We start from the raw sequence: 24069 nt of genomic DNA on the forward strand, positions 1-24069 counted from the left end.
GAAGTGAAACGACGCATCGCCGATGGTAGTGTGGGGTCTCCCCATGTGAGAGTAGGTCATCGTCAAGCTCCTATCCCAAAACCCCTGGTCAGCGATGACCGGGGGTTTTGCTTTTGCGCGCGGAAAAGTCTGCGAAAATCCGGGGAAAAGGCAGCTATACGGCAGGGCTTTTCGTAGGCAAAGCGCAAGTGCCTCTATATGATGCGTGCCTGGCTAGTGTGGGGCGTCTATGCAGACCTTGCTGAAACTACTTCAAGACGGGCGATTCCACTCCGGTGAGGAGTTGGGGGCAGTACTGGGCATCAGTCGCAGTGCAGTCTGGAAACGCTTGCAGCACCTGGAGGCTGAACATGGCCTGCAGTTCCACAAGGTGCGTGGCCGGGGTTACCGCCTGGCGAGTCCCCTCAGTCTCCTGGATCCGCGGAAGATCGACAGCCTCTGGCCGGTCGAGATCATGCCCACCGTCGATTCGACCAATAGCGAGGCCATGCGCAGGCTCGCGGCTGGAGCCTCGACGCCTTTCGTTATCGTCGCCGAGCAGCAGACTGCCGGGCGTGGACGTCGCGGCCGAGCCTGGGTCAGTCCCTATGGAGAGAACCTCTATTATTCTCTGGCCATTACTGTCAGGGGGGGCGCTCGGGAGCTCGAAGGGTTGAGCCTGGTTGTCGGTCTCGCGGTGCTCCGGGCCCTGGAGTCTTTGGGCGTCCGGGACGCCGGGTTGAAGTGGCCGAACGACCTTCTGCAGGGAGGCAAGAAGATCGCCGGAATTCTCCTGGAGCTGAGTGGCGACCCCGCGGATCTGTGTCATGTCGTTATCGGCATAGGGATCAACGTCAACATGAAGACCGCCACTGATATCGGCCAGCCTTGGACCTCCCTGCGCGAAGCGCTGGGGGAACTGGTGGATCGTTCGCGGCTGCTTTCTGCTCTCAATCGGCAGTTGGCCGATTATCTCGATAGGCATTCGCGCGAAGGCTTTGCTGCAAGTCGCGAGGAGTGGGAGTCCTGCAATCTCTGGCAGGGTGCCCAGGTCATTCTCTCGACTGCTCTGAGTTCCATCGAGGGTCGTGTGCTGGGTGTCGATAGCCGAGGAGCGCTGCGTCTCGAGGTGGATGGCGTGGAGCAGGGGTTCAGTGGAGGGGAGCTTAGTTTGAGGTTGCGTCAATGATTCTTGAGCTCGACTGTGGAAACTCGCTGATCAAGTGGCGGGTCATCGAGGGCGCGTCACGGTCGGTCGCCGGTGGCCTTGCGGAGTCCGATGATGCCCTGGTCGAACAGTTAACGTCGCAGCAAGCGTTGCCAGTGCGAGCCTGTCGCCTGGTGAGCGTTCGCAGCGAGCAGGAAACCTCGCAACTGGTCGCACGGTTGGAGCAGCTGTTCCCGGTTTCGGCGCTGGTTGCATCATCCGGCAAGCAGTTGGCGGGTGTGCGCAACGGCTATCTCGATTACCAGCGCCTGGGGCTCGACCGCTGGCTGGCCCTCGTCGCGGCTCATCACCTGGCTAAGAAGGCCTGCCTGGTCATCGATCTGGGGACCGCGGTCACCTCTGACCTGGTCGCGGCGGATGGAGTGCATCTGGGGGGCTACATATGCCCGGGCATGACCCTGATGAGAAGCCAGTTGCGCACCCATACCCGACGTATCCGCTACGACGATGCAGAGGCCCGTCGGGCGCTTGCCAGTCTCCAGCCGGGGCAGGCCACGGCCGAGGCGGTTGAGCGGGGTTGTCTGCTCATGCTCAGGGGGTTCGTTCGTGAGCAGTACGCCATGGCGTGCGAGCTGCTCGGTCCGGATTGTGAAATATTCCTGACGGGTGGGGATGCCGAACTGGTTCGCGACGAACTGGCTGGCGCCCGGATCATGCCGGACCTGGTTTTCGTAGGGCTGGCACTGGCTTGCCCGATTGAGTGAGAGGATCTATGCGCTGGTTCTTCCTGTTTCTCCTGGCCCTGAACGTCTTCTACTACGTCTGGCACCAGCAGCAATCCCCGCTACGGGCCAAGGAAATCGCACCGCTGGAACTCTATAAGGATGGGCAGAAGAACATTCTGCTGTTGGCCGAGAGCAACCTTGCTTCCAGGGCGCGCTCGGGATCGCAGGTGCCGGCGCCGAGTGTGCCTCCGGCTGCCGAAGAGTCGATCGCATCCGAGTCGGCCTGTCTCTATCTTGGCGGAGGCGGTGAGGAGGCGGATGCCCGAAGGTTGCAGCAGCGCCTGCTGGGCCTGGATATCGAGGCGGAGGTCGAGGCCCGTGGGGAGATGAGCGTCGATTACTGGGTCTATCTTCCTCCGCTAGCCTCGCGGGAGGCTGCGCTTCGTCAGTTGAAGGAGCTTCAGGCGCGCAATATCGACAGCTACCTGATTGGCGAGGGAGTGCTGGCCAATGGCATTTCTTTGGGGATGTTTTCCGCGCGGGATTCGGCTGAAAGTGCGCAGGCCCGTCTCAAGACGGCAGGTTACGAGGCGGAGCTGAAGGAATTGCCCCGCGGGCAGCGTGATTTCTGGGTAAGGGTGGCACCCGGCAGCCGGCGTCTGGTGGATGAGCAACTGCTCCAGGAGCTGGCTCGGGACTTCAAGGGATTGCAGCATCAAATAATGTCGTGCAAAGGTGTTGCATCCCCCTGATGGTTTGCATAGAATGGCGCCCGCTTCGCAGGGGGAAGGCTGAAAGACTCCTACCATGAAGTTGCTGTTGAAACCTAAGTTCAGGTTTTTTAAGAGAAAACTCTTGACAGCAAGGTGGCAGACGTAGAGAATGCCGCCCACCAGTTTGGAGGGATTCCCGAGTGGCCAAAGGGATCAGACTGTAAATCTGACGTCATAGACTTCGAAGGTTCGAATCCTTCTCCCTCCACCAGTTTAAAAGCGTGAGCTTCGGGCTCCGCGGGTATAGTTCAGTGGTAGAACCTCAGCCTTCCAAGCTGATGATGCGGGTTCGATTCCCGCTACCCGCTCCAGTCAAGTTGCTTGTGTTTCGCTCATGTAGCTCAGTTGGTAGAGCACACCCTTGGTAAGGGTGAGGTCAGCGGTTCAAATCCGCTCATGAGCTCCATTTATCCAGGGGCAGATATGAAAATATCTGCCCTTGTTCTAATGGTAGCGTGATCCGCTCAATTCCTTGAAGGGGATGGTCTCCATGGCTAAAGAAAAATTTGAACGGAACAAGCCGCACGTCAACGTCGGCACCATCGGTCACGTTGACCATGGCAAGACCACTCTGACCGCTGCACTGACCAAGGTCTGCTCCGACACCTGGGGTGGTTCCGCTCGTGCTTTCGATCAGATCGACAACGCGCCGGAAGAAAAGGCCCGCGGTATCACCATCAACACCTCGCACGTTGAATACGATTCCGCTGTTCGTCACTACGCCCACGTTGACTGCCCCGGTCACGCCGACTACGTGAAGAACATGATCACCGGTGCTGCCCAGATGGACGGCGCGATCCTGGTTTGCTCGGCTGCCGACGGCCCCATGCCGCAGACCCGCGAGCACATCCTGCTGTCCCGCCAGGTAGGCGTTCCCTACATCGTCGTGTTCCTGAACAAGGCCGACATGGTCGACGACGCCGAGCTGCTGGAACTGGTCGAGATGGAAGTTCGCGATCTGCTGAACACCTACGACTTCCCGGGCGACGACACTCCGATCATCATTGGTTCCGCGCTGATGGCGCTGGAAGGCAAGGATGACAACGGCATCGGCGTAAGCGCCGTGCAGAAGCTGGTAGAGACCCTGGACTCCTACATTCCGGAGCCGGTTCGTGCCATCGACCAGCCGTTCCTGATGCCGATCGAAGACGTGTTCTCGATCTCCGGCCGCGGTACCGTGGTAACCGGTCGTGTAGAGCGCGGCATCATCAAGGTCCAGGAAGAAGTGGAAATCGTCGGCATCAAGGCGACCACCAAGACCACCTGCACCGGCGTTGAAATGTTCCGCAAGCTGCTCGACGAAGGTCGTGCTGGTGAGAACGTTGGTATCCTGCTGCGTGGCACCAAGCGTGAAGACGTAGAGCGTGGCCAGGTGCTGGCCAAGCCGGGCACCATCAAGCCGCACACCAAGTTCGAGTGCGAAGTGTACGTGCTGTCCAAGGAAGAAGGTGGTCGTCACACCCCGTTCTTCAAGGGCTACCGTCCGCAGTTCTACTTCCGTACCACCGACGTGACCGGTAACTGCGAACTGCCGGAAGGCGTAGAGATGGTAATGCCGGGCGACAACATCAAGATGGTTGTCACCCTGATCGCTCCGATCGCCATGGAAGATGGCCTGCGCTTCGCGATCCGCGAAGGCGGCCGTACCGTTGGCGCCGGCGTGGTTGCCAAGATCATCGAATAATATCGGTTGATCTTCCCCTCTCAGGCCGGCATAATGGTCGGCCTGATTTTGCTTCAGGCCAGTAGCTCAATTGGCAGAGCGGCGGTCTCCAAAACCGCAGGTTGGGGGTTCGATTCCCTCCTGGCCTGCCAGATTTCCCAAGTAAATCTGGCTTTTCTTCACGAGATTCCTAACAGATGAATGCCAAGGCAGAAGCCAAAGAATCACGTTTTGATCTCTTGAAATGGCTCTTGGTTGCCGTTCTGGTTGTGGTTGCCGTTGTGGGCAATCAGTACTTTTCGGCTCAACCAATCCTGTATCGCGTTCTCGGTATTCTCGTTCTGGCGGTGATCGCTGCCTTCCTGGCTCTGCAAACGGCCAAGGGGCAGGCCTTCTTTAGTCTTGCTAAGGAAGCGCGCGTCGAGATTCGCAAGGTCGTATGGCCGAGTCGTCAAGAAACAACTCAGACCACGCTGATCGTGGTCGCGGTAGTGCTGGTAATGGCGCTGCTGCTGTGGGGGCTCGATTCCCTGCTGGGTTGGTTGGTTTCCATGATTGTAGGTTAAGGGTGCGCCGTGGCTAAGCGTTGGTACGTTGTGCATGCATACTCGGGCTACGAGAAGCATGTCATGCGCTCGCTGATCGAGCGTGTCAAGCTTGCTGGCATGGAAGAAGAGTTCGGCGAGATTCTGGTTCCCACCGAAGAAGTGGTGGAGATGCGGAACGGCCAGAAGCGCAAGAGCGAGCGCAAATTCTTCCCTGGCTATGTGCTGGTTCAGATGGAAATGAACGAAGGTACCTGGCACCTGGTGAAGGATACCCCGCGTGTCATGGGCTTCATCGGCGGGACTGCCGACAAGCCGGCTCCGATCACCGATCGTGAGGCTGATGCAATCCTGCGTCGCGTGGCCGATAGCGGCGACAAGCCCAAGCCGAAGACCCTGTTCGAGCCGGGCGAGACCGTTCGTGTCATCGATGGTCCTTTCGCCGACTTCAATGGTGTCGTCGAAGAAGTTAACTACGAGAAGAGCCGGATCCAAGTGGCCGTGCTCATCTTTGGCCGCTCTACCCCGGTGGAGCTGGAGTTCAGTCAGGTCGAAAAGGTCTAGCTGAAAACGCATCCCTCACCCCGCAGCCCAAGGCTGCGGGGTTTTGTCGTCACTGGGATAAACGCGAAAGCAACCGGGGAGCCTTCAGGCGCTTGTACCCGAATTTGGAGTAGCAAATGGCTAAGAAAATCCAGGCTTATATCAAGCTGCAAGTAAAGGCCGGTCAGGCCAACCCGTCGCCGCCGGTCGGCCCTGCCCTGGGTCAGCACGGCGTGAACATCATGGAATTCTGCAAGGCGTTCAACGCCAAGACCCAAGGCCAAGAGCCGGGCCTGCCGACTCCTGTGATCATCACCGTTTACAGCGACCGTAGCTTCACCTTCGAAACCAAGAGCACCCCGGCTGCCGTCCTGCTGAAAAAAGCAGCTGGCATCACCAGCGGCTCCGCTCGTCCGAACTCCCAGAAAGTCGGCACAGTTACCCGTGCCCAGCTGGAAGAGATCGCCAAGACCAAGCAGGCTGACCTGACCGCTGCTGATCTGGACGCTGCTGTACGTACCATCGCTGGCTCCGCGCGCAGCATGGGCCTGAACGTGGAGGGTGTGTAATGGCTAAGCTGACCAAGCGCCAGAAGGCGATTGCCGAGAAAGTAGTTGCCGGCAAGCAGTACAGCTTCGAAGAGGCCGCCAAGCTGCTGGCCGAGCTGTCCACCATCAAGTTCAAGGAGTCCGTGGACGTTGCCGTGAACCTCGGCGTCGATCCGCGTAAATCCGACCAGGTCGTTCGTGGCGCCACCGTCCTGCCGAACGGCACCGGCAAGAGCGTCCGCGTTGCCGTCTTCACCCAGGGTCCGGCTGCCGAAGCCGCTCTGGCTGCCGGCGCCGACAAGGTGGGCATGGACGAACTGGCTGCCGAAATGAAAGGCGGCGACCTGAACTACGACGTCGTCATCGCTTCCCCGGATGCCATGCGTGTCGTCGGCCAGCTGGGCCAGATCCTCGGCCCGCGTGGTCTGATGCCGAACCCGAAAGTCGGCACCGTGACTCCGGACGTCGCTACCGCCGTGAAGAATGCCAAGGCTGGTCAGGTACGTTTCCGTACCGACAAGAACGGCATCATCCACAGCTCCGTCGGTAAGGTCGATTTCGAGCCGGCCAAGCTGCAGCAGAACGTCGAAGCGCTGCTGGCCGACCTGAAGCGCCTGAAGCCGTCCTCGTCGAAAGGCGTGTACGTCAAGCGCGTGACCCTGAGCACCACCATGGGTCCGGGCCTGCAGATCGACCTGGCTTCCCTGGAAGCCTAAGTGAAATCGTGCAGCGGGTTCTGCCCGCTGCACAGGTATTGGGGTCCCTGCCTGGCGGGGGCTATCCAAGACCGTAGGTGGCGCAAGCCTTAAACCACAAGCCTACGCAGATGGTGCTCCCGATTCGGTTACCGAATCAGACACCAAAACGACGTCCGGCCCCGGCTGGACGAAACGGTAACATCCAGGAGTAAACCCGTGGCAATTAAACTCGAAGACAAGAAGGCCATCGTCGCTGAAGTCAACGAGGCTGCCAAAGCTGCCCTGTCCGCTGTCGTGGCCGATGCCCGTGGCGTGACCGTAGGCGCCATGACCGGACTCCGTAAAGAGGCCCGCGAAGCTGGTGTGTACGTGAAAGTCGTACGTAACACCCTGCTCAAGCGCGCCGTTGAAGGCACCCAGTTCGACGTGCTCAACGACGTGTTCAAAGGCCCGACCCTGATCGCTTTCTCCAATGAACATCCGGGCGCTGCCGCTCGTATCTTCCGTGAGTTCGCCAAGGGTCAGGACAAGTTCGAGATCAAGGCGGCTGCCTTCGAGGGTCAGTTCCTCGCAGCCAATCAGATCGACGTACTGGCAAGCCTGCCGACCTACGACGAAGCCGTATCGCAGCTGATGAGCGTGATTCAGGGCGCTACCAGCAAGCTGGCTCGTACTCTGGCGGCCATTCGCGACCAGAAAGAAGCTGCTGCCGCCTAAGTCGGCTCGCAAGCGCTTTCAATCTTATTTGTTTAATACGATGGCCGCAGGCCGTCCCCCAATACAGGAATTAGAGTCATGGCTCTGACCAACGAAGACATCATCAACGCCGTATCCGAAATGTCCGTCATGCAAGTGGTCGAACTGATCAAGGCGATGGAAGAGAAGTTCGGCGTTACCGCTGCTGCCGCTACCGTTGCCGCTGCTGGCCCGGCTGCTGCCGCTGCCGAAGAGCAGACCGAGTTCACCATCGTCCTGGCCGAAGCTGGCGACAAGAAAGTGAACGTGATCAAGGTCGTTCGCGAACTGACCGGTCTGGGTCTGAAAGAAGCCAAGGCTGTCGTAGACGGCGCTCCGGGCGTGGTGAAGGAAGGCGCTTCGAAAGAAGAAGCCGAAGCCGCCAAGAAAGCCCTGGAAGAAGCAGGCGCCAAAGTCGAGCTCAAGTAAGCGACGACCTTGCGTCTACAGCCCGAGCGTCAAGCGAAAGGCTGATGGCTGGTGGCTTTTGCCACCGGCCTTTTTCCGTTCTGGGTGGACTCGCCTCGGGCGTTCCACCCAAGACGTGAAAGTGCCCCGAGTGGGCAATGCAGGCCAAGGGGTCTGCAAGATTTTCCGGCTGCTCCCGTCGGAGACGCCAAACAAGCAGGTGACCAAGCTGGGGAACGCTGATGGCTTACTCATACACTGAGAAAAAACGTATCCGCAAGGACTTTAGCAAGTTGCCGGACGTCATGGATGTGCCGTATTTGCTGGCCATCCAGCTGGATTCCTATCGCGAATTCCTGCAGGCTGGCGCAACCAAGGAGCAGTTCCGAGATATCGGTCTGCACGCGGCCTTCAAGTCCGTTTTCCCGATTATCAGCTATTCCGGCAATGCTGCCCTGGAATACGTCGGCTACCGTCTGGGTGAGCCGGCATTCGATGTCAAGGAGTGCGTGCTGCGCGGCGTGACCTTCGCCGTACCGCTGCGCGTGAAAGTTCGCCTGATCATCTTCGACCGCGAGTCGTCGAACAAGGCGATCAAGGACATCAAGGAACAAGAAGTCTACATGGGGGAAATCCCCCTGATGACCGAGAACGGTACCTTCATCATCAACGGTACCGAGCGTGTCATCGTCTCCCAGCTGCACCGTTCCCCGGGCGTGTTCTTCGACCACGACCGTGGCAAGACCCACAGCTCCGGCAAGCTGCTGTACTCCGCGCGGATCATTCCTTACCGCGGTTCCTGGCTGGACTTCGAGTTCGATCCGAAGGACTGCGTGTTCGTCCGTATCGACCGTCGCCGCAAGCTGCCGGCCTCGGTACTGCTGCGCGCGCTCGGCTACAGCACCGAAGAGATCCTCAACGCCTTCTACGCGACCAACGTCTTCCACATCAAGGGCGAGACCCTGAACCTGGAACTGGTCCCGCAGCGCCTGCGCGGTGAAGTCGCGAGCATCGACATCAAGGATGGCAGCGGCAAGGTGATCGTGGAGCAGGGGCGTCGTATCACTGCCCGCCACATCAACCAGCTGGAAAAGGCTGGCGTGAGTCAGCTGGAAGTGCCGTTCGACTACCTGATCGGCCGTACCATCGCCAAGGCGATCGTGCATCCGGCTACCGGCGAGATCATCGCCGAGTGCAACACCGAGCTGACCCTCGACCTCCTGGCCAAGGTGGCCAAGGCCCAGGTCGTGCGCATCGAGACCCTGTACACCAACGACATCGACTGCGGTCCGTTCATCTCCGACACCCTGAAGATCGACAACACCAGCAACCAGCTGGAAGCCCTGGTCGAGATCTACCGGATGATGCGTCCGGGCGAGCCGCCGACCAAGGAAGCTGCCGAGACCCTGTTCGGCAACCTGTTCTTCAGCGCCGAGCGTTACGACCTGTCGGCCGTAGGCCGGATGAAGTTCAACCGCCGTATCGGTCGTACCGAGATCGAAGGTCCGGGCGTCCTGAGCAAGGAAGACATCATCGATGTGCTCAAGACCCTCGTCGACATCCGTAACGGCAAGGGCATCGTCGATGACATCGACCACCTGGGCAACCGTCGTGTCCGTTGCGTCGGCGAAATGGCCGAGAACCAGTTCCGCGTGGGCCTGGTGCGTGTCGAGCGCGCGGTCAAGGAACGCCTGTCCATGGCCGAAAGCGAAGGCCTGATGCCGCAAGACCTGATCAACGCCAAGCCGGTGGCTGCCGCGATCAAGGAGTTCTTCGGTTCGAGCCAGCTGTCGCAGTTCATGGACCAGAACAACCCGCTTTCCGAGATCACCCACAAGCGCCGCGTCTCCGCGCTTGGCCCGGGCGGTCTGACCCGTGAGCGTGCGGGCTTCGAGGTTCGTGACGTACACCCGACCCACTACGGCCGCGTGTGCCCGATCGAAACCCCTGAAGGTCCGAACATCGGTCTGATCAACTCCCTGGCGACCTACGCCCGCACCAACAAGTACGGCTTCCTCGAGAGCCCGTACCGCGTGGTCAAGGACAGCCTGGTAACCGACGAGATCGTGTTCCTGTCGGCGATCGAAGAAGCCGACCACGTCATCGCCCAGGCTTCGGCGACCCTCAACGAGAAGGGTCAACTGGTGGACGAGCTGGTGGCCGTGCGTCACCTGAACGAATTCACCGTGAAGGCGCCGGAAGACGTGACCCTGATGGACGTGTCGCCGAAGCAGGTCGTTTCCGTCGCTGCCTCGCTGATTCCGTTCCTCGAGCACGATGACGCCAACCGCGCACTCATGGGCTCGAACATGCAGCGTCAGGCCGTGCCGACCCTGCGTGCCGACAAGCCGCTGGTGGGTACCGGCATGGAGCGCAACGTGGCGCGCGACTCCGGCGTCTGCGTCGTGGCTCGCCGTGGCGGTGTGATCGACTCGGTCGATGCCAGCCGTGTCGTGGTTCGCGTGGCGGATGACGAAGTCGAGACCGGCGAAGCGGGTGTCGACATCTACAACCTGACCAAGTACACCCGTTCCAACCAGAACACCTGCATCAACCAGCGTCCGCTGGTGAGCAAGGGTGACGTGGTCGCGCGCGGCGACATCCTGGCCGACGGTCCGTCCACCGACATGGGCGAACTGGCCCTGGGCCAGAACATGCGCGTAGCGTTCATGCCCTGGAACGGCTTCAACTTCGAAGACTCCATCTGCCTGTCCGAGCGCGTGGTCCAGGAAGATCGTTTCACCACGATCCACATTCAGGAACTGACCTGCGTCGCTCGTGACACCAAGCTCGGCCCAGAGGAAATCACCGCGGACATCCCGAACGTGGGCGAGGCCGCGCTGAACAAGCTGGACGAAGCCGGTATCGTCTACGTCGGCGCCGAAGTGCAGGCCGGCGACATCCTGGTCGGCAAGGTCACTCCGAAAGGCGAGACCCAGCTGACTCCGGAAGAGAAGCTGCTGCGCGCGATCTTCGGTGAGAAGGCGTCCGACGTGAAGGACACCTCCCTGCGTGTGCCGACCGGCACCAAGGGTACCGTCATCGACGTTCAGGTCTTCACCCGCGACGGCGTCGAGCGCGATTCCCGCGCGCTGTCCATCGAGAAGATGCAACTCGACCAGATCCGCAAGGACCTGAACGAAGAGTTCCGCATCGTCGAAGGCGCGACCTTCGAGCGTCTGCGTGCCGCCCTGGTCGGTGCCAAGGCTGAAGGTGGCCCGGCGCTGAAGAAGGGCACGGAGATCACCGACGACTACCTCGACGGTCTCGAGCGCGGCCAGTGGTTCAAGCTGCGCATGGCCGACGACGCCCTGAACGAACAGCTGGAGAAGGCCCAGGCCTACATCAGCGATCGTCGCCAGCTCCTGGACGACAAGTTCGAGGACAAGAAGCGCAAGCTGCAGCAGGGCGACGACCTGGCTCCGGGCGTGCTGAAGATCGTCAAGGTCTACCTGGCGATCAAGCGTCGCATCCAGCCGGGCGACAAGATGGCCGGCCGTCACGGTAACAAGGGTGTGGTCTCGGTGATCATGCCGGTGGAAGACATGCCGCACGATGCCAACGGCACCCCGGTCGACATCGTCCTCAACCCGCTGGGCGTACCGTCGCGTATGAACGTCGGTCAGATCCTCGAAACCCACCTGGGCCTCGCGGCCAAGGGGCTGGGCGAGAAGATCAACCGCATGCTCGAAGAGCAGCGCAAGGTCGCCGAACTGCGTAAGTTCCTGCACGAGATCTACAACGAGATCGGCGGTCGCGAGGAAAACCTCGACGAGCTGGGCGACAACGAGATCCTCGCGCTGGCCAAGAACCTGCGCGGTGGCGTACCGATGGCGACCCCGGTGTTCGATGGCGCCAAGGAACGCGAGATCAAGGCCATGCTGAAGCTGGCCGACCTGCCGGAAAGCGGCCAGATGCGTCTGTTCGACGGCCGTACCGGCAACCAGTTCGAGCGTCCGACCACCGTCGGCTACATGTACATGCTCAAGCTGAACCACCTGGTGGACGACAAGATGCACGCCCGTTCCACCGGCTCGTACAGCCTGGTTACCCAGCAGCCGCTGGGTGGTAAGGCACAGTTCGGTGGTCAGCGCTTCGGTGAGATGGAGGTGTGGGCGCTGGAAGCCTATGGCGCGGCGTACACCCTGCAGGAAATGCTGACGGTCAAGTCGGACGACGTGAACGGCCGGACCAAGATGTACAAGAACATCGTGGACGGCGATCACCGCATGGAGGCCGGCATGCCCGAGTCCTTCAACGTTCTGATCAAAGAGATCCGTTCGCTCGGCATCGACATCGAACTGGAAACCGAATAACACGTGACGCTAGACGGTGCGGCTGGTCAAGGCCGGTCGCACCGGGTCCGTGAGGAGGAAAGGCCTTGAAAGACTTGCTTAATCTGTTGAAAAACCAGGGTCAAATCGAAGAGTTCGATGCCATCCGTATTGGCCTGGCTTCGCCCGAGATGATTCGTTCCTGGTCTTTCGGCGAAGTTAAAAAGCCGGAAACCATCAACTACCGTACCTTCAAGCCGGAGCGCGACGGCCTGTTCTGCGCCAAGATCTTCGGCCCGGTGAAGGACTACGAGTGCCTGTGCGGCAAGTACAAGCGCCTCAAGCACCGCGGTGTGATCTGCGAGAAGTGCGGCGTGGAAGTCGCCCTGGCCAAGGTGCGCCGCGAGCGCATGGGCCACATCGAGCTGGCTTCGCCGGTTGCCCACATCTGGTTCCTGAAGTCGCTGCCGTCCCGTATCGGCCTGCTGCTGGACATGACCCTGCGCGATATCGAGCGCGTGCTCTATTTCGAGAGCTACGTGGTGATCGATCCGGGCATGACCACCCTGGAAAAGGGCCAGCTGCTGAACGACGAGCAATACTTCGAGGCCCTCGAAGAGTTCGGTGACGATTTCGATGCTCGCATGGGCGCCGAAGCCGTTCACGAACTGCTCAACGCCATCGATCTGGAGCACGAGATCGGCCGCCTGCGCGAAGAGATTCCGCAGACCAACTCGGAAACCAAGATCAAGAAGCTGTCCAAGCGCCTGAAGCTGATGGAAGCCTTCCAGGGCTCCGGCAACAAGCCTGAGTGGATGGTCCTGACCGTCCTGCCGGTGCTGCCGCCGGACCTGCGTCCGCTGGTTCCGCTGGATGGCGGTCGCTTCGCGACTTCCGACCTGAACGACCTGTATCGTCGGGTGATCAACCGTAACAACCGTCTGAAGCGCCTGCTCGACCTGGCCGCTCCGGACATCATCGTGCGCAACGAAAAGCGCATGCTGCAGGAAGCCGTCGACGCCCTGCTCGACAACGGCCGTCGCGGTCGCGCCATCACCGGCTCGAACAAGCGTCCGCTGAAGTCGCTGGCCGACATGATCAAGGGCAAGCAAGGTCGCTTCCGTCAGAACCTGCTCGGCAAGCGCGTGGACTACTCCGGTCGTTCCGTGATCACCGTGGGCCCGACCCTGCGCCTGCACCAGTGCGGTCTGCCGAAGAAGATGGCCCTGGAGCTGTTCAAGCCGTTCATTTTCGGCAAGCTGGAAGGTCGTGGTATGGCCACCACCATCAAGGCCGCCAAGAAAATGGTCGAGCGCGAGCTGCCCGAGGTCTGGGACGTTCTCGCCGAAGTCATCCGCGAGCATCCGGTTCTCCTGAACCGTGCGCCGACCCTGCACCGTCTGGGCATCCAGGCGTTCGAGCCGGTCCTCATCGAAGGCAAGGCGATCCAGCTGCACCCGCTGGTCTGCGCCGCGTACAACGCCGACTTCGACGGTGACCAGATGGCCGTCCACGTTCCGCTGACCCTCGAGGCCCAGCTGGAAGCGCGCGCGCTGATGATGTCCACCAACAACATCCTGTCGCCCGCCAACGGCGAGCCGATCATCGTTCCGTCGCAGGACGTGGTAATGGGTCTGTACTACATGACCCGTGAAGCGATCAACGCGAAGGGCGAGGGCATGGCCTTCGCCGACCTGCAGGAAGTCGACCGCGCCTACCGCAGCGGCCAGGCGTCCCTGCACGCTCGCGTAAAAGTGCGCATCAACGAAAAGATCAAGGGTGAAGACGGCCAACTGACCGCCAATACCCGTATCGTCGACACCACCGTCGGTCGCGCGCTGCTGTTCCAGGTCGTTCCGGCCGGCCTGCCGTTCGACGTGGTCAACCAGTCGATGAAGAAGAAGGCGATCTCCAAGCTGATCAACCACTGCTATCGCGTGGTGGGTCTGAAGGACACCGTCATCTTCGCCGACCAGCTGATGTACACCGGTTTCGCCTACTCGACCATTTCCGGCGTGTCCATCGGCGTCAACGACTTCGTCATCCCGGACGAGAAGGCGCGGATCATCAACGCCGCCACCGACGAAGTGAAGGAGATCGAGAGCCAGTACGCCTCCGGCCTGGTAACCCAGGGCGAGAAGTACAACAAGGTGATCGACCTGTGGTCGAAGGCCAACGACGAAGTGTCCAAGGCGATGATGGCCAACCTCTCGAAAGAGAAGGTCGTCGATCGCGAGGGCAAGGAAGTCGACCAGGAGTCCTTCAACTCCATGTACATGATGGCTGACTCGGGTGCGCGGGGCTCCGCGGCCCAGATCCGTCAGCTGGCAGGTATGCGTGGCCTGATGGCCAAGCCGGACGGCTCGATCATCGAGACCCCGATCACCGCGAACTTCCGGGAAGGCCTGAACGTACTCCAGTACTTCATCTCCACCCACGGTGCTCGTAAGGGTCTGGCGGATACCGCGCTGAAGACCGCGAACTCCGGTTACCTGACCCGTCGTCTGGTCGACGTGGCCCAGGATCTGGTAGTGACCGAGATCGATTGCGGTACCGAGCACGGCCTGCTGATGTCGCCGCACATCGAAGGCGGCGACGTGGTCGAACCGCTCGGCGAGCGCGTGCTCGGCCGTGTGATTGCGCGCGACGTGTTCAAGCCGGGCAGCGACGAGGTCATCGTGCCGGCCGGCACCCTGATCGACGAGAAGTGGGTCGACTTCCTCGAAGTGATGAGCGTCGACGAAGTGGTGGTGCGTTCCCCGATCACCTGCGAAACCCGTCATGGCATCTGCGCCATGTGCTACGGCCGCGACCTGGCTCGTGGCCATCGCGTCAACATCGGCGAGGCGGTCGGTGTCATCGCTGCCCAGTCCATCGGTGAGCCGGGCACCCAGCTGACCATGCGTACCTTCCACATCGGTGGTGCGGCCAGCCGGACCTCCGCGGCCGACAACGTCCAGGTGAAGAACGGCGGCACCATCCGCCTGCACAACCTGAAGCATGTGGTTCGTGCCGACGGCGCGCTGGTCGCGGTTTCCCGTTCCGGCGAACTGGCGGTTGCCGACGACTTCGGTCGCGAGCGCGAGCGCTACAAGCTGCCGTACGGCGCGGTGATCTCGGTCAAGGAAGGTGACAAGGTCGACCCGGGCGCTATCGTCGCCAAGTGGGACCCGCACACCCACCCGATCGTCACCGAGGTGGACGGTACCGTGGCCTTCGTGGGCATGGAAGAGGGCATCACCGTCAAGCGTCAGACCGACGAACTGACCGGCCTGACCAACATCGAAGTGATGGATCCGAAGGACCGTCCGGCTGCCGGCAAGGACATCCGTCCGGCCGTGAAGCTGATCGATGCCGCGGGCAAGGACCTGCTGCTGCCGGGTACCGACGTACCGGCGCAGTACTTCCTGCCGGCCAACGCCCTGGTCAACCTGACCGACGGCGCCAAGGTGAGCATCGGTGACGTTGTCGCGCGTATCCCGCAGGAAACCTCGAAGACCCGTGACATCACCGGTGGTCTGCCGCGCGTTGCCGACCTGTTCGAGGCTCGTCGTCCGAAAGAGCCTTCGATCCTGGCGGAAATCAGCGGCACCATCTCCTTCGGCAAGGAGACCAAGGGCAAGCGCCGCCTGGTCATCACGCCGAACGATGGCAGCGATCCGTACGAGGAGCTGATTCCGAAGTGGCGTCACCTGAACGTGTTCGAAGGCGAACAGGTGAACCGCGGCGAAGTCATCTCCGACGGTCCGAGCAACCCGCACGACATCCTGCGCCTGCTGGGCGTGAGCTCGCTGGCGAAGTACATCGTCAACGAGATCCAGGACGTCTACCGTCTGCAGGGCGTGAAGATCAACGACAAGCACATCGAGACCATCCTGCGTCAGATGCTGCGCAAGGTCGAAGTCAGCGAGTCCGGCGACTCCAGCTTCATCAAAGGCGACCAGGTGGAACTCACCCAGGTGCTGGAAGAGAACGAACAGCTCGGTACCGAGGACAAGTTCCCGGCCAAGTACGAGCGCGTTCTGCTGGGTATCACCAAGGCTTCCCTGTCGACCGAGTCGTTCATTTCCGCGGCGTCGTTCCAGGAGACCACCCGCGTCCTCACCGAGGCGGCGGTCACCGGCAAGCGCGACTTCCTGCGTGGTCTGAAAGAGAACGTGGTCGTGGGTCGCCTGATCCCGGCCGGTACCGGTCTGGCTTACCACAGCGAGCGCAAGCGTCAGCGCGACCTCGGCAAGCCGCAGCGTGTGAGTGCCAGCGAGGCGGAAGCCGCACTGACCGAAGCGCTGAACTCGAGCGGTAACTAAGCATCAACGACAAGCCCCGGCTATCCCGATAGCCGGGGCTTTGTCTTGACGGTGTACAAGAACCTCTTTACTATTTTGTACCCCGAAAATTGGCAGGGCGCATGCTCTGTCATTTCGTTTGTGTGTCGTAAGACAATCAGTGGAGCTATAGATGGCAACTATCAACCAGCTGGTGCGTAAGCCGCGCAAGCGCATGGTCGACAAGAGCGACGTGCCTGCGCTGCAGAACTGCCCGCAACGTCGTGGCGTATGCACCCGCGTATACACCACCACGCCGAAAAAGCCGAACTCGGCACTGCGTAAGGTATGCCGTGTACGTCTGACCAACGGTTTCGAGGTTTCCTCGTACATCGGTGGTGAAGGTCACAACCTGCAAGAGCACAGCGTAGTGCTGATCCGTGGCGGTCGTGTAAAGGACCTTCCGGGTGTGCGTTACCACACCGTGCGCGGTTCGCTGGACACCTCGGGTGTCAAAGACCGTAAGCAGGGTCGTTCGAAGTACGGCGCCAAGCGTCCGAAGTAATAGCGTTTTTATATTTATCTGAGTCGATAAGAGTAAGGTCGGGCGTAACTTGACTGTTATGGTCCCGGGCTAACCTGAAGACCGTTTGAGGGCTTATCAATGCCAAGACGTCGTGTAGCGGCCAAGCGTGAAGTGCTGGCTGATCCGAAATACGGAAGCCAGATCCTGGCCAAGTTCATGAACCACGTGATGGAAAGCGGCAAGAAAGCCGTTGCCGAGCGTATCGTTTACGGTGCGCTGGACAAGGTGAAGGAACGCGGCAAGGCCGATCCCCTGGAAACCTTCGAAAAAGCTCTCGATGCCATCGCTCCGCTGGTCGAAGTGAAGTCCCGCCGCGTAGGTGGTGCGACTTACCAGGTTCCGGTCGAAGTCCGTCCGTCCCGTCGTAATGCCCTGGCCATGCGTTGGCTGGTGGACTTCGCCCGCAAGCGTGGCGAGAAGTCCATGGCTCTGCGCCTGGCTGGCGAGCTGCTGGATGCCGCTGAAGGCAAGGGCGCAGCAGTCAAGAAGCGTGAAGACGTGCACCGTATGGCAGAGGCCAACAAGGCCTTCTCGCACTACCGGTTCTAATCGCGCTGCCCAACCCCCGAGGACCTTATTGTGGCCCGTACTACACCCATCAACCGCTACCGTAATATCGGTATCTGTGCCCACGTTGACGCGGGCAAGACCACCACCACGGAGCGGGTTCTGTTCTATACCGGCGTCAACCACAAGCTGGGCGAAGTGCATGACGGCGCTGCGACCACCGACTGGATGGTGCAGGAGCAGGAGCGCGGTATCACCATTACCTCCGCTGCCGTTACCACCTTCTGGAAGGGCTCGCGCGGTCAGTACGACAACTATCGCGTAAACGTCATCGACACCCCCGGCCACGTAGACTTCACCATCGAGGTGGAGCGTTCCCTGCGTGTATTGGATGGCGCTGTCGTGGTGTTCTGTGGCACCTCCGGCGTAGAGCCGCAGTCGGAAACCGTATGGCGTCAGGCCAACAAGTACGGCGTACCGCGCATCGTCTACGTCAACAAGATGGACCGCCAGGGCGCGAACTTCCTGCGCGTCGTCGAGCAGATCAAGAAGCGCCTGGGTCATACCCCGGTTCCGGTCCAGCTCGCCATCGGCGCTGAAGAGAACTTCGTCGGTCAGGTCGACCTGATCAAGATGAAGGCCATCTACTGGAACGATGACGACAAGGGCATGACCTACCGCGAGGAAGAAATTCCTGCGGAGCTCAAGGACCTGGCCGAAGAGTGGCGTTCCAGCATGGTCGAGGCTGCGGCCGAAGCCAACGAAGAGCTGATGAACAAGTACCTCGAAGAGGGCGAGCTCTCCGAAGCCGAGATCAAGGAAGGCCTGCGTCTGCGCACCCTGGCGTGCGAGATCGTTCCGGCCGTCTGCGGTTCCTCGTTCAAGAACAAGGGCGTTCCGCTGGTTCTCGATGCCGTCATCGACTACCTCCCGGCTCCGACCGAGATCCCTGCGATCAAGGGCGTCAGCCCGGACGACGAGACCGTCGAAGACGAGCGTCATGCCGACGACAACGAACCGTTCTCGTCCCTGGCGTTCAAGATCGCTACCGACCCGTTCGTCGGTACCCTGACCTTCGCCCGCGTTTACTCCGGCGTCCTGAGTTCCGGCGACTCCGTCCTGAACTCGGTGAAAGGCAAGAAAGAGCGCGTCGGTCGGATGGTGCAGATGCACGCCAACCAGCGTGAAGAGATCAAGGAAGTGCGCGCAGGCGACATCGCTGCCCTGATCGGCATGAAGGACGTCACCACCGGTGACACCCTGTGCTCGATCGAGAAGCCGATCATCCTCGAGCGCATGGACTTCCCCGAGCCGGTAATCTCGGTCGCTGTAGAGCCGAAGACCAAGGCTGACCAGGAGAAGATGGGTATCGCCCTCGGCAAGCTGGCCCAGGAAGACCCGTCGTTCCGTGTCAAGACCGACGAAGAGTCCGGTCAGACCATCATCTCCGGCATGGGCGAGCTGCACCTGGACATCATCGTCGACCGCATGAAGCGCGAGTTCGGCGTCGAGGCCAACATCGGCAAGCCGCAGGTTGCCTACCGTGAGACCATCACCAAGGACAACGTGGAGATCGAAGGCAAGTTCGTTCGCCAGTCCGGTGGTCGCGGTCAGTTCGGTCATTGCTGGATCCGTTTCTCGGCCGCGGACGTGGACGAGAAGGGCAACATCACCGAAGGCCTGGTGTTCGAGAACGAAGTCGTGGGCGGTGTGGTTCCGAAGGAATACATCCCGGCGATCCAGAAGGGTATCGAAGAGCAGATGAAGAACGGCGTCGTTGCCGGCTATCCGCTCATCGGCCTGAAGGCTACCGTTTTCGATGGTTCCTACCATGACGTCGACTCCAACGAGATGGCGTTCAAGATCGCTGCTTCCATGGCGACCAAGCAGCTGGCCCAGAAGGGCGGCGGCAAGGTGCTCGAGCCGATCATGAAGGTAGAGGTGGTGACTCCTGAGGACTACATGGGTGACGTGATGGGCGACCTGAACCGTCGTCGTGGTCTGATTCAGGGGATGGAGGACACGGTTTCCGGTAAGGTTATTCGTGCCGAGGTTCCGCTGGGTGAGATGTTCGGTTATGCGACCGACGTGCGTTCCATGTCCCAGGGTCGCGCGAGCTACTCCATGGAATTCTCCAAATACGCCGAAGCTCCGTCGAACATCGTCGAAGCGCTGGTTAAAAAACAAGGTTGATTCAGCCCTTTAAGTAAGAGGTTTACTGTCGTGGCTAAGGAAAAATTCGAACGTAACAAACCGCACGTCAACGTCGGCACCATCGGTCACGTTGACCATGGCAAGACCACTCTGACCGCTGCACTGACCAAGGTCTGCTCCGACACCTGGGGTGGTTCCGCTCGTGCTTTCGATCAGATCGACAACGCGCCGGAAGAAAAGGCCCGCGGTATCACCATCAACACCTCGCACGTTGAATACGATTCCGCTGTTCGTCACTACGCCCACGTTGACTGCCCCGGTCACGCCGACTACGTGAAGAACATGATCACCGGTGCTGCCCAGATGGACGGCGCGATCCTGGTTTGCTCGGCTGCCGACGGCCCCATGCCGCAGACCCGCGAGCACATCCTGCTGTCCCGCCAGGTAGGCGTTCCCTACATCGTCGTGTTCCTGAACAAGGCCGACATGGTTGACGACGCCGAGCTGCTGGAACTGGTCGAGATGGAAGTTCGCGATCTGCTGAACACCTACGACTTCCCGGGCGACGACACTCCGATCATCATCGGTTCCGCGCTGATGGCGCTGGAAGGCAAGGATGACAACGGCATCGGCGTAAGCGCCGTGCAGAAGCTGGTAGAGACCCTGGACTCCTACATTCCGGAGCCGGTTCGTGCCATCGACCAGCCGTTCCTGATGCCGATCGAAGACGTGTTCTCGATCTCCGGTCGTGGTACCGTGGTAACCGGTCGTGTAGAGCGCGGCATCATCAAGGTCCAGGAAGAAGTGGAAATCGTCGGCATCAAGGCGACCACCAAGACCACCTGCACCGGCGTTGAAATGTTCCGCAAGCTGCTCGACGAAGGTCGTGCTGGTGAGAACGTTGGTATCCTGCTGCGTGGCACCAAGCGTGAAGACGTAGAGCGTGGCCAGGTACTGGCCAAGCCGGGCACCATCAAGCCGCACACCAAGTTCGAGTGCGAAGTGTACGTGCTGTCCAAGGAAGAAGGTGGTCGTCACACCCCGTTCTTCAAGGGCTACCGTCCGCAGTTCTACTTCCGTACCACTGACGTGACCGGTAACTGCGAGCTGCCGGAAGGCGTAGAGATGGTAATGCCGGGCGACAACATCAAGATGGTTGTCACCCTGATCGCTCCGATCGCCATGGAAGATGGCCTGCGCTTCGCGATCCGCGAAGGCGGCCGTACCGTTGGCGCCGGCGTGGTTGCCAAGATCATCGAGTAATCGCTGATCCTGCCATCAGAAAAGGGGCCCTCCGGGGCCCCTTTTTTCGTTCGTTGGTTAAATATTGACACCCTGTGGGGGCATCCGTACAATTGCGCCTCCTTTTAACGGGCGTAGTCCGTCCGTTGGGAATGGTAAATTGGAGTCTGAGGTCAAATGCAAAACCAACAAATCCGGATTCGGTTGAAGGCTTTTGACCATCGCCTGATCGATCAATCAACCCAGGAAATCGTGGAAACCGCGAAACGTACTGGTGCTCAGGTGCGTGGTCCAATCCCTCTGCCGACCCGCAAGGAACGTTTCACCGTGCTGATCTCTCCGCACGTCAACAAAGATGCGCGTGATCAGTACGAAATTCGTACACATAAGCGTGTACTGGACATCGTCCAGCCGACGGATAAAACCGTCGATGCGCTGATGAAGCTCGATCTTGCTGCAGGCGTTGAAGTACAGATCAGCCTCGGCTAATGCCTTCGGCATTGGTCGTGTAACGCTCTGAAATGGGCGGCCATAGCGGGTGAAAGCCCCGTACACTCAAGAGGTTTACAACATGACAATTGGTGTTGTCGGTCGTAAATGCGGCATGACCCGCATTTTCACCGAGGAAGGTGTCTCTATTCCGGTTACGGTCATCGAGGTCGAGCCGAATCGCGTCACCCAGTTCAAGACTGAAGAAACCGATGGCTACCGTGCAGTGCAAGTCACCGCCGGCGAGCGTCGTGCTTCTCGCGTTACCAAAGCGCAAGCTGGTCACTTTGCCAAGGCGAATGTCGCCGCCGGTCGCGGCGTGTGGGAATTCCGTCTGGGCGAAGAGCAGTATGCCGCTGGTGACCAGATCACTGTCGATCTGTTCCAGGCAGGCCAGATGGTAGACGTTACCGGCGAGTCCAAGGGTAAGGGCTTCGCGGGCACCATCAAGCGCTGGAACTTCCGTGGTCAGGATAACACCCACGGTAACTCCGTTTCCCACCGCGTCCCGGGTTCCATCGGCCAGTGCCAGACTCCTGGTCGAGTGTTCAAGGGCAAGAAAATGTCCGGTCATCTGGGTGCGGAGCGGGTAACCGTTCAATCCCTGGAGATCGTGCGCGTCGATGCTGAACGCAATCTGCTGCTGGTCAAGGGTGCCGTTCCCGGCGCTACCGGCGGTGATGTGATCGTGCGTCCGGCAGCCAAGGCTCGCGGTTAAGGGGGAAGCTGAGATGCAATTGAATGTGAACGGCGCTCAGGCTATCGAAGTCTCCGAGCGTACCTTTGGTGGCGAATTCAACGAGACCCTGGTGCACCAGGCAGTCGTGGCCTACATGGCTGGCGGCCGTCAGGGCAGCAAGGCGCAGAAGACTCGCTCCGAAGTCTCTGGTGGTGGCAAGAAGCCGTGGCGTCAGAAGGGCACCGGTCGTGCTCGTGCTGGCACCATCCGTAGCCCCATCTGGCGTGGGGGCGGCACCACTTTCGCCGCTAAACCGCGTAGCCACGAACAGAAGCTGAACAAGAAGATGTACCGCGCAGCACTGCGCTCCATCCTTGCCGAGCTCGTTCGTCTGGACCGTCTGGTCGTCGTTGCCGACTTCGCTGTCGATGCACCGAAAACCAAGGGCCTGGTTGCCAAGCTGGACACCCTGGGTCTGAAAGACGTGCTGATCGTGACCGATGGTGTCGACGAGAACCTGTACCTCGCTGCGCGCAACCTGGCGCACGTCGATGTACGTGATGTCCAAGGTTCCGACCCCGTCAGCCTGATCGCCTACGACAAGGTGCTGGTCACCGTGTCCGCCGTGAAGAAGTTCGAGGAGCTGCTGGGATGAACCAGGAACGCGTATTCAAAGTGCTGCTTGGTCCGCACATCTCCGAGAAAGCCACGGGTCTCGCGGACGGCAAGAGCCAATTCGTTTTCAAGGTTGCCACCGATGCAACCAAGCTGGAAATCAAGAAGGCCGTAGAAAGCCTGTTCAGCGTGAAGGTACAGCGCGTCACTACCCTGAACGTCAAGGGTAAGACCAAGCGCACCGCTCGCGGTCTGGGCAAGCGTAACGACTGGAAAAAAGCGTACATCGCTCTCCAGCCGGGCCAAGATCTCGATTTCGCCACCAGCGCTGAGTAAAGGGGTGCATCATGGCAATCGTTAAGTGCAAACCGACTTCCGCTGGTCGTCGCTTTGTCGTCAAGGTGGTGAATCAGGAGCTGCACAAAGGCGCTCCCTACGCACCGCTGCTGGAAAAGAAATCCAAGTCTGGCGGCCGTAACAACAACGGTCGTATCACCACCCGTCATATCGGTGGTGGTCACAAGCAGCACTACCGTCTGGTCGACTTCCGTCGCAACAAGGATGGCATCCCTGCCATCGTTGAGCGCGTCGAATACGATCCGAACCGCACTGCACACATCGCTCTGCTGAAGTATGCAGACGGCGAGCGTCGCTACATCATCGCCCCCAAGGGCGTTGCTGCAGGTGACCAGCTGATCTCCGGTATCGGTGCGCCGATCAAGGCAGGCAACAGCATGCCTCTGCGCAACATCCCGGTGGGTAGCACTGTTCATGGTATCGAGCTGAAGCCGGGTAAAGGCGCTCAGATCGCTCGCTCCGCTGGCGCTTCCGCCCAGCTGGTCGCGCGTGAAGGTGCGTACGTAACCCTGCGTCTGCGCTCCGGTGAAATGCGTAAAGTCCTGGCTGAGTGCCGTGCGACCCTGGGCGAAGTCTCGAACTCCGAGCACAGCCTGCGTTCGCTGGGTAAAGCCGGTGCTACGCGCTGGCGTGGTGTTCGCCCGACCGTTCGCGGCGTGGCGATGAACCCGGTCGACCACCCGCATGGTGGTGGTGAAGGCCGTACCTCTGCTGGTCGTCATCCGGTATCGCCGTGGGGTCTTCAGACCAAGGGTAAGAAGACTCGCTCGAACAAGCGTACCGATAACATGATCGTCCGCCGCCGCAAGTAAATAGAGGGATACCACAGTGCCACGTTCACTGAAAAAAGGTCCGTTTATCGATCTTCACCTGTTGAAGAAGGTCGAAGTCGCGGTGGAAAAGAACGACCGCAAGCCGATCAAGACCTGGTCGCGTCGTTCGATGATTCTGCCGCATATGGTTGGTCTGACCATCGCCGTGCACAACGGCCGTCAACACGTACCGGTTCTCGTCAACGAGGACATGGTCGGCCACAAACTGGGCGAGTTCGCCGCTACCCGCACCTACCGCGGGCATGCTGCGGACAAGAAAGCCAAGCGTTAAGGGGTAAGGAAG

22 protein-coding genes and 4 tRNA genes are annotated in these 24069 nt (G+C 60.3%); all 26 read left to right on the plus strand.

Translation table 11 applies throughout. The features are described from left to right. Positions 1 to 229 precede the first annotated feature (229 nt). The 26 genes from birA (at position 230) to rpsS (ending at position 24057) form a co-directional block, all read left to right on the plus strand. The gene (gene birA / locus LJF27_RS29390) at positions 230 to 1168 is read left to right on the plus strand and encodes a bifunctional biotin--[acetyl-CoA-carboxylase] ligase/biotin operon repressor BirA (protein WP_003117986.1); all 939 of its coding nucleotides are present in this window, start codon (positions 230 to 232) and stop codon (positions 1166 to 1168) included. After that, positions 1165 to 1911, plus strand: a complete 747-nt coding sequence (locus LJF27_RS29395; RefSeq protein ID WP_003118934.1) for a pantothenate kinase — start codon at positions 1165 to 1167, stop codon at positions 1909 to 1911. The genes birA and LJF27_RS29395 overlap by 4 nt, the downstream gene beginning before the upstream one ends. An 8-nt stretch (positions 1912 to 1919) precedes the next feature. Beyond that, positions 1920 to 2624, plus strand: a complete 705-nt coding sequence (locus LJF27_RS29400) for an SPOR domain-containing protein (RefSeq protein WP_003118935.1) — start codon at positions 1920 to 1922, stop codon at positions 2622 to 2624. A gap of 147 nt (positions 2625 to 2771) precedes the next feature. Continuing rightward, positions 2772 to 2856: transfer RNA gene (locus LJF27_RS29405), tRNA-Tyr, on the plus strand. Positions 2857 to 2882: 26 nt separating this feature from the next. After that, positions 2883 to 2956, plus strand: a tRNA-Gly gene (locus tag LJF27_RS29410). 19 nt (positions 2957 to 2975) lie between these two features. After that, positions 2976 to 3051: transfer RNA gene (locus LJF27_RS29415), tRNA-Thr, on the plus strand. A gap of 84 nt (positions 3052 to 3135) precedes the next feature. Continuing rightward, entirely contained in the window at positions 3136 to 4329 is a 1194-nt protein-coding gene (gene tuf, locus LJF27_RS29420; RefSeq protein WP_003115146.1) for an elongation factor Tu, read from the plus strand. Positions 4330 to 4384: 55 nt separating this feature from the next. Continuing rightward, positions 4385 to 4460 (plus strand) — tRNA-Trp (locus LJF27_RS29425). 45 nt (positions 4461 to 4505) lie between these two features. After that, on the plus strand, positions 4506 to 4874 hold the full coding sequence (secE, locus tag LJF27_RS29430) for a preprotein translocase subunit SecE (protein ID WP_003108030.1): 369 nt from the start codon (positions 4506 to 4508) through the stop codon (positions 4872 to 4874). Between the two features lie 9 nt (positions 4875 to 4883). Further along, a complete protein-coding gene (gene nusG, locus LJF27_RS29435; RefSeq protein WP_003108028.1) occupies positions 4884 to 5417 on the plus strand; it encodes a transcription termination/antitermination protein NusG in 534 nt (177 codons plus the stop codon). A 116-nt stretch (positions 5418 to 5533) separates the two neighbouring features. Beyond that, positions 5534 to 5965: a 50S ribosomal protein L11 gene (gene rplK, locus LJF27_RS29440; protein WP_003093751.1), complete on the plus strand. Its 432-nt coding sequence runs from the start codon at positions 5534 to 5536 to the stop codon at positions 5963 to 5965. Next, entirely contained in the window at positions 5965 to 6660 is a 696-nt protein-coding gene (gene rplA, locus LJF27_RS29445; protein WP_003093749.1) for a 50S ribosomal protein L1, read from the plus strand. The genes rplK and rplA overlap by 1 nt, the downstream gene beginning before the upstream one ends. Positions 6661 to 6858: 198 nt before the next feature. After that, a complete protein-coding gene (gene rplJ / locus LJF27_RS29450) occupies positions 6859 to 7359 on the plus strand; it encodes a 50S ribosomal protein L10 (protein ID WP_003093748.1) in 501 nt (166 codons plus the stop codon). 78 nt (positions 7360 to 7437) lie between these two features. Then, on the plus strand, positions 7438 to 7806 hold the full coding sequence (gene rplL / locus LJF27_RS29455) for a 50S ribosomal protein L7/L12 (RefSeq protein ID WP_003093747.1): 369 nt from the start codon (positions 7438 to 7440) through the stop codon (positions 7804 to 7806). 221 nt (positions 7807 to 8027) lie between these two features. Continuing rightward, positions 8028 to 12101: a DNA-directed RNA polymerase subunit beta gene (gene rpoB, locus LJF27_RS29460; protein ID WP_003093746.1), complete on the plus strand. Its 4074-nt coding sequence runs from the start codon at positions 8028 to 8030 to the stop codon at positions 12099 to 12101. Between the two features lie 65 nt (positions 12102 to 12166). Then, complete coding sequence (gene rpoC / locus LJF27_RS29465) at positions 12167 to 16366, plus strand: DNA-directed RNA polymerase subunit beta' (protein WP_003093745.1); 4200 nt, start codon at positions 12167 to 12169, stop codon at positions 16364 to 16366. A 151-nt stretch (positions 16367 to 16517) separates the two neighbouring features. Beyond that, the gene (gene rpsL / locus LJF27_RS29470) at positions 16518 to 16889 is read left to right on the plus strand and encodes a 30S ribosomal protein S12 (RefSeq protein WP_003093744.1); all 372 of its coding nucleotides are present in this window, start codon (positions 16518 to 16520) and stop codon (positions 16887 to 16889) included. 99 nt (positions 16890 to 16988) lie between these two features. Beyond that, on the plus strand, positions 16989 to 17459 hold the full coding sequence (gene rpsG, locus LJF27_RS29475; RefSeq protein ID WP_003093742.1) for a 30S ribosomal protein S7: 471 nt from the start codon (positions 16989 to 16991) through the stop codon (positions 17457 to 17459). A gap of 30 nt (positions 17460 to 17489) precedes the next feature. Continuing rightward, positions 17490 to 19610, plus strand: a complete 2121-nt coding sequence (fusA, locus tag LJF27_RS29480; RefSeq protein WP_003093741.1) for an elongation factor G — start codon at positions 17490 to 17492, stop codon at positions 19608 to 19610. Positions 19611 to 19640: 30 nt separating this feature from the next. Next, the gene (tuf, locus tag LJF27_RS29485; protein ID WP_003115146.1) at positions 19641 to 20834 is read left to right on the plus strand and encodes an elongation factor Tu; all 1194 of its coding nucleotides are present in this window, start codon (positions 19641 to 19643) and stop codon (positions 20832 to 20834) included. Between the two features lie 156 nt (positions 20835 to 20990). After that, entirely contained in the window at positions 20991 to 21302 is a 312-nt protein-coding gene (rpsJ, locus tag LJF27_RS29490; RefSeq protein ID WP_003103876.1) for a 30S ribosomal protein S10, read from the plus strand. Positions 21303 to 21384: 82 nt separating this feature from the next. Then, positions 21385 to 22020: a 50S ribosomal protein L3 gene (gene rplC / locus LJF27_RS29495; protein WP_003103877.1), complete on the plus strand. Its 636-nt coding sequence runs from the start codon at positions 21385 to 21387 to the stop codon at positions 22018 to 22020. 13 nt (positions 22021 to 22033) lie between these two features. After that, positions 22034 to 22636, plus strand: coding sequence for a 50S ribosomal protein L4 (gene rplD / locus LJF27_RS29500; protein ID WP_003093737.1), 603 nt, complete (start codon positions 22034 to 22036; stop codon positions 22634 to 22636). Then, positions 22633 to 22932 carry a 50S ribosomal protein L23 gene (rplW, locus tag LJF27_RS29505; protein WP_003093736.1) on the plus strand — a complete coding sequence of 100 codons (300 nt, stop codon included), beginning with the start codon at positions 22633 to 22635 and terminating at the stop codon, positions 22930 to 22932. Before rplD ends, rplW begins: the two co-directional genes overlap by 4 nt. Before the next feature lie 11 nt (positions 22933 to 22943). Next, a complete protein-coding gene (gene rplB, locus LJF27_RS29510) occupies positions 22944 to 23765 on the plus strand; it encodes a 50S ribosomal protein L2 (protein WP_003103878.1) in 822 nt (273 codons plus the stop codon). A 16-nt stretch (positions 23766 to 23781) separates the two neighbouring features. Continuing rightward, complete coding sequence (gene rpsS / locus LJF27_RS29515; protein WP_003093734.1) at positions 23782 to 24057, plus strand: 30S ribosomal protein S19; 276 nt, start codon at positions 23782 to 23784, stop codon at positions 24055 to 24057. The last annotated feature ends 12 nt before the right edge of the window (positions 24058 to 24069 follow it).

This window comes from Pseudomonas sp. 203-8 (assembly GCF_020708595.1).
GTDB lineage: Bacteria > Pseudomonadota > Gammaproteobacteria > Pseudomonadales > Pseudomonadaceae > Pseudomonas > Pseudomonas aeruginosa.

Bases quoted from the DNA above. Each gene is read 5' to 3' on its own strand.
- birA (WP_003117986.1), top strand. From the start codon at position 230: ATGCAGACCTTGCTGAAACTACTTCAAGACGGGCGATTCCACTCCGGT.
- LJF27_RS29395 (WP_003118934.1), top strand. From the start codon at position 1,165: ATGATTCTTGAGCTCGACTGTGGAAACTCGCTGATCAAGTGGCGGGTC.
- LJF27_RS29400 (WP_003118935.1), top strand. From the start codon at position 1,920: ATGCGCTGGTTCTTCCTGTTTCTCCTGGCCCTGAACGTCTTCTACTAC.
- tuf (WP_003115146.1), top strand. From the start codon at position 3,136: ATGGCTAAAGAAAAATTTGAACGGAACAAGCCGCACGTCAACGTCGGC.
- secE (WP_003108030.1), top strand. From the start codon at position 4,506: ATGAATGCCAAGGCAGAAGCCAAAGAATCACGTTTTGATCTCTTGAAA.
- rplK (WP_003093751.1), top strand. From the start codon at position 5,534: ATGGCTAAGAAAATCCAGGCTTATATCAAGCTGCAAGTAAAGGCCGGT.
- rplA (WP_003093749.1), top strand. From the start codon at position 5,965: ATGGCTAAGCTGACCAAGCGCCAGAAGGCGATTGCCGAGAAAGTAGTT.
- rplL (WP_003093747.1), top strand. From the start codon at position 7,438: ATGGCTCTGACCAACGAAGACATCATCAACGCCGTATCCGAAATGTCC.
- rpoB (WP_003093746.1), top strand. From the start codon at position 8,028: ATGGCTTACTCATACACTGAGAAAAAACGTATCCGCAAGGACTTTAGC.
- rpsL (WP_003093744.1), top strand. From the start codon at position 16,518: ATGGCAACTATCAACCAGCTGGTGCGTAAGCCGCGCAAGCGCATGGTC.
- rpsG (WP_003093742.1), top strand. From the start codon at position 16,989: ATGCCAAGACGTCGTGTAGCGGCCAAGCGTGAAGTGCTGGCTGATCCG.
- rpsJ (WP_003103876.1), top strand. From the start codon at position 20,991: ATGCAAAACCAACAAATCCGGATTCGGTTGAAGGCTTTTGACCATCGC.
- rplC (WP_003103877.1), top strand. From the start codon at position 21,385: ATGACAATTGGTGTTGTCGGTCGTAAATGCGGCATGACCCGCATTTTC.
- rplD (WP_003093737.1), top strand. From the start codon at position 22,034: ATGCAATTGAATGTGAACGGCGCTCAGGCTATCGAAGTCTCCGAGCGT.
- rplW (WP_003093736.1), top strand. From the start codon at position 22,633: ATGAACCAGGAACGCGTATTCAAAGTGCTGCTTGGTCCGCACATCTCC.
- rplB (WP_003103878.1), top strand. From the start codon at position 22,944: ATGGCAATCGTTAAGTGCAAACCGACTTCCGCTGGTCGTCGCTTTGTC.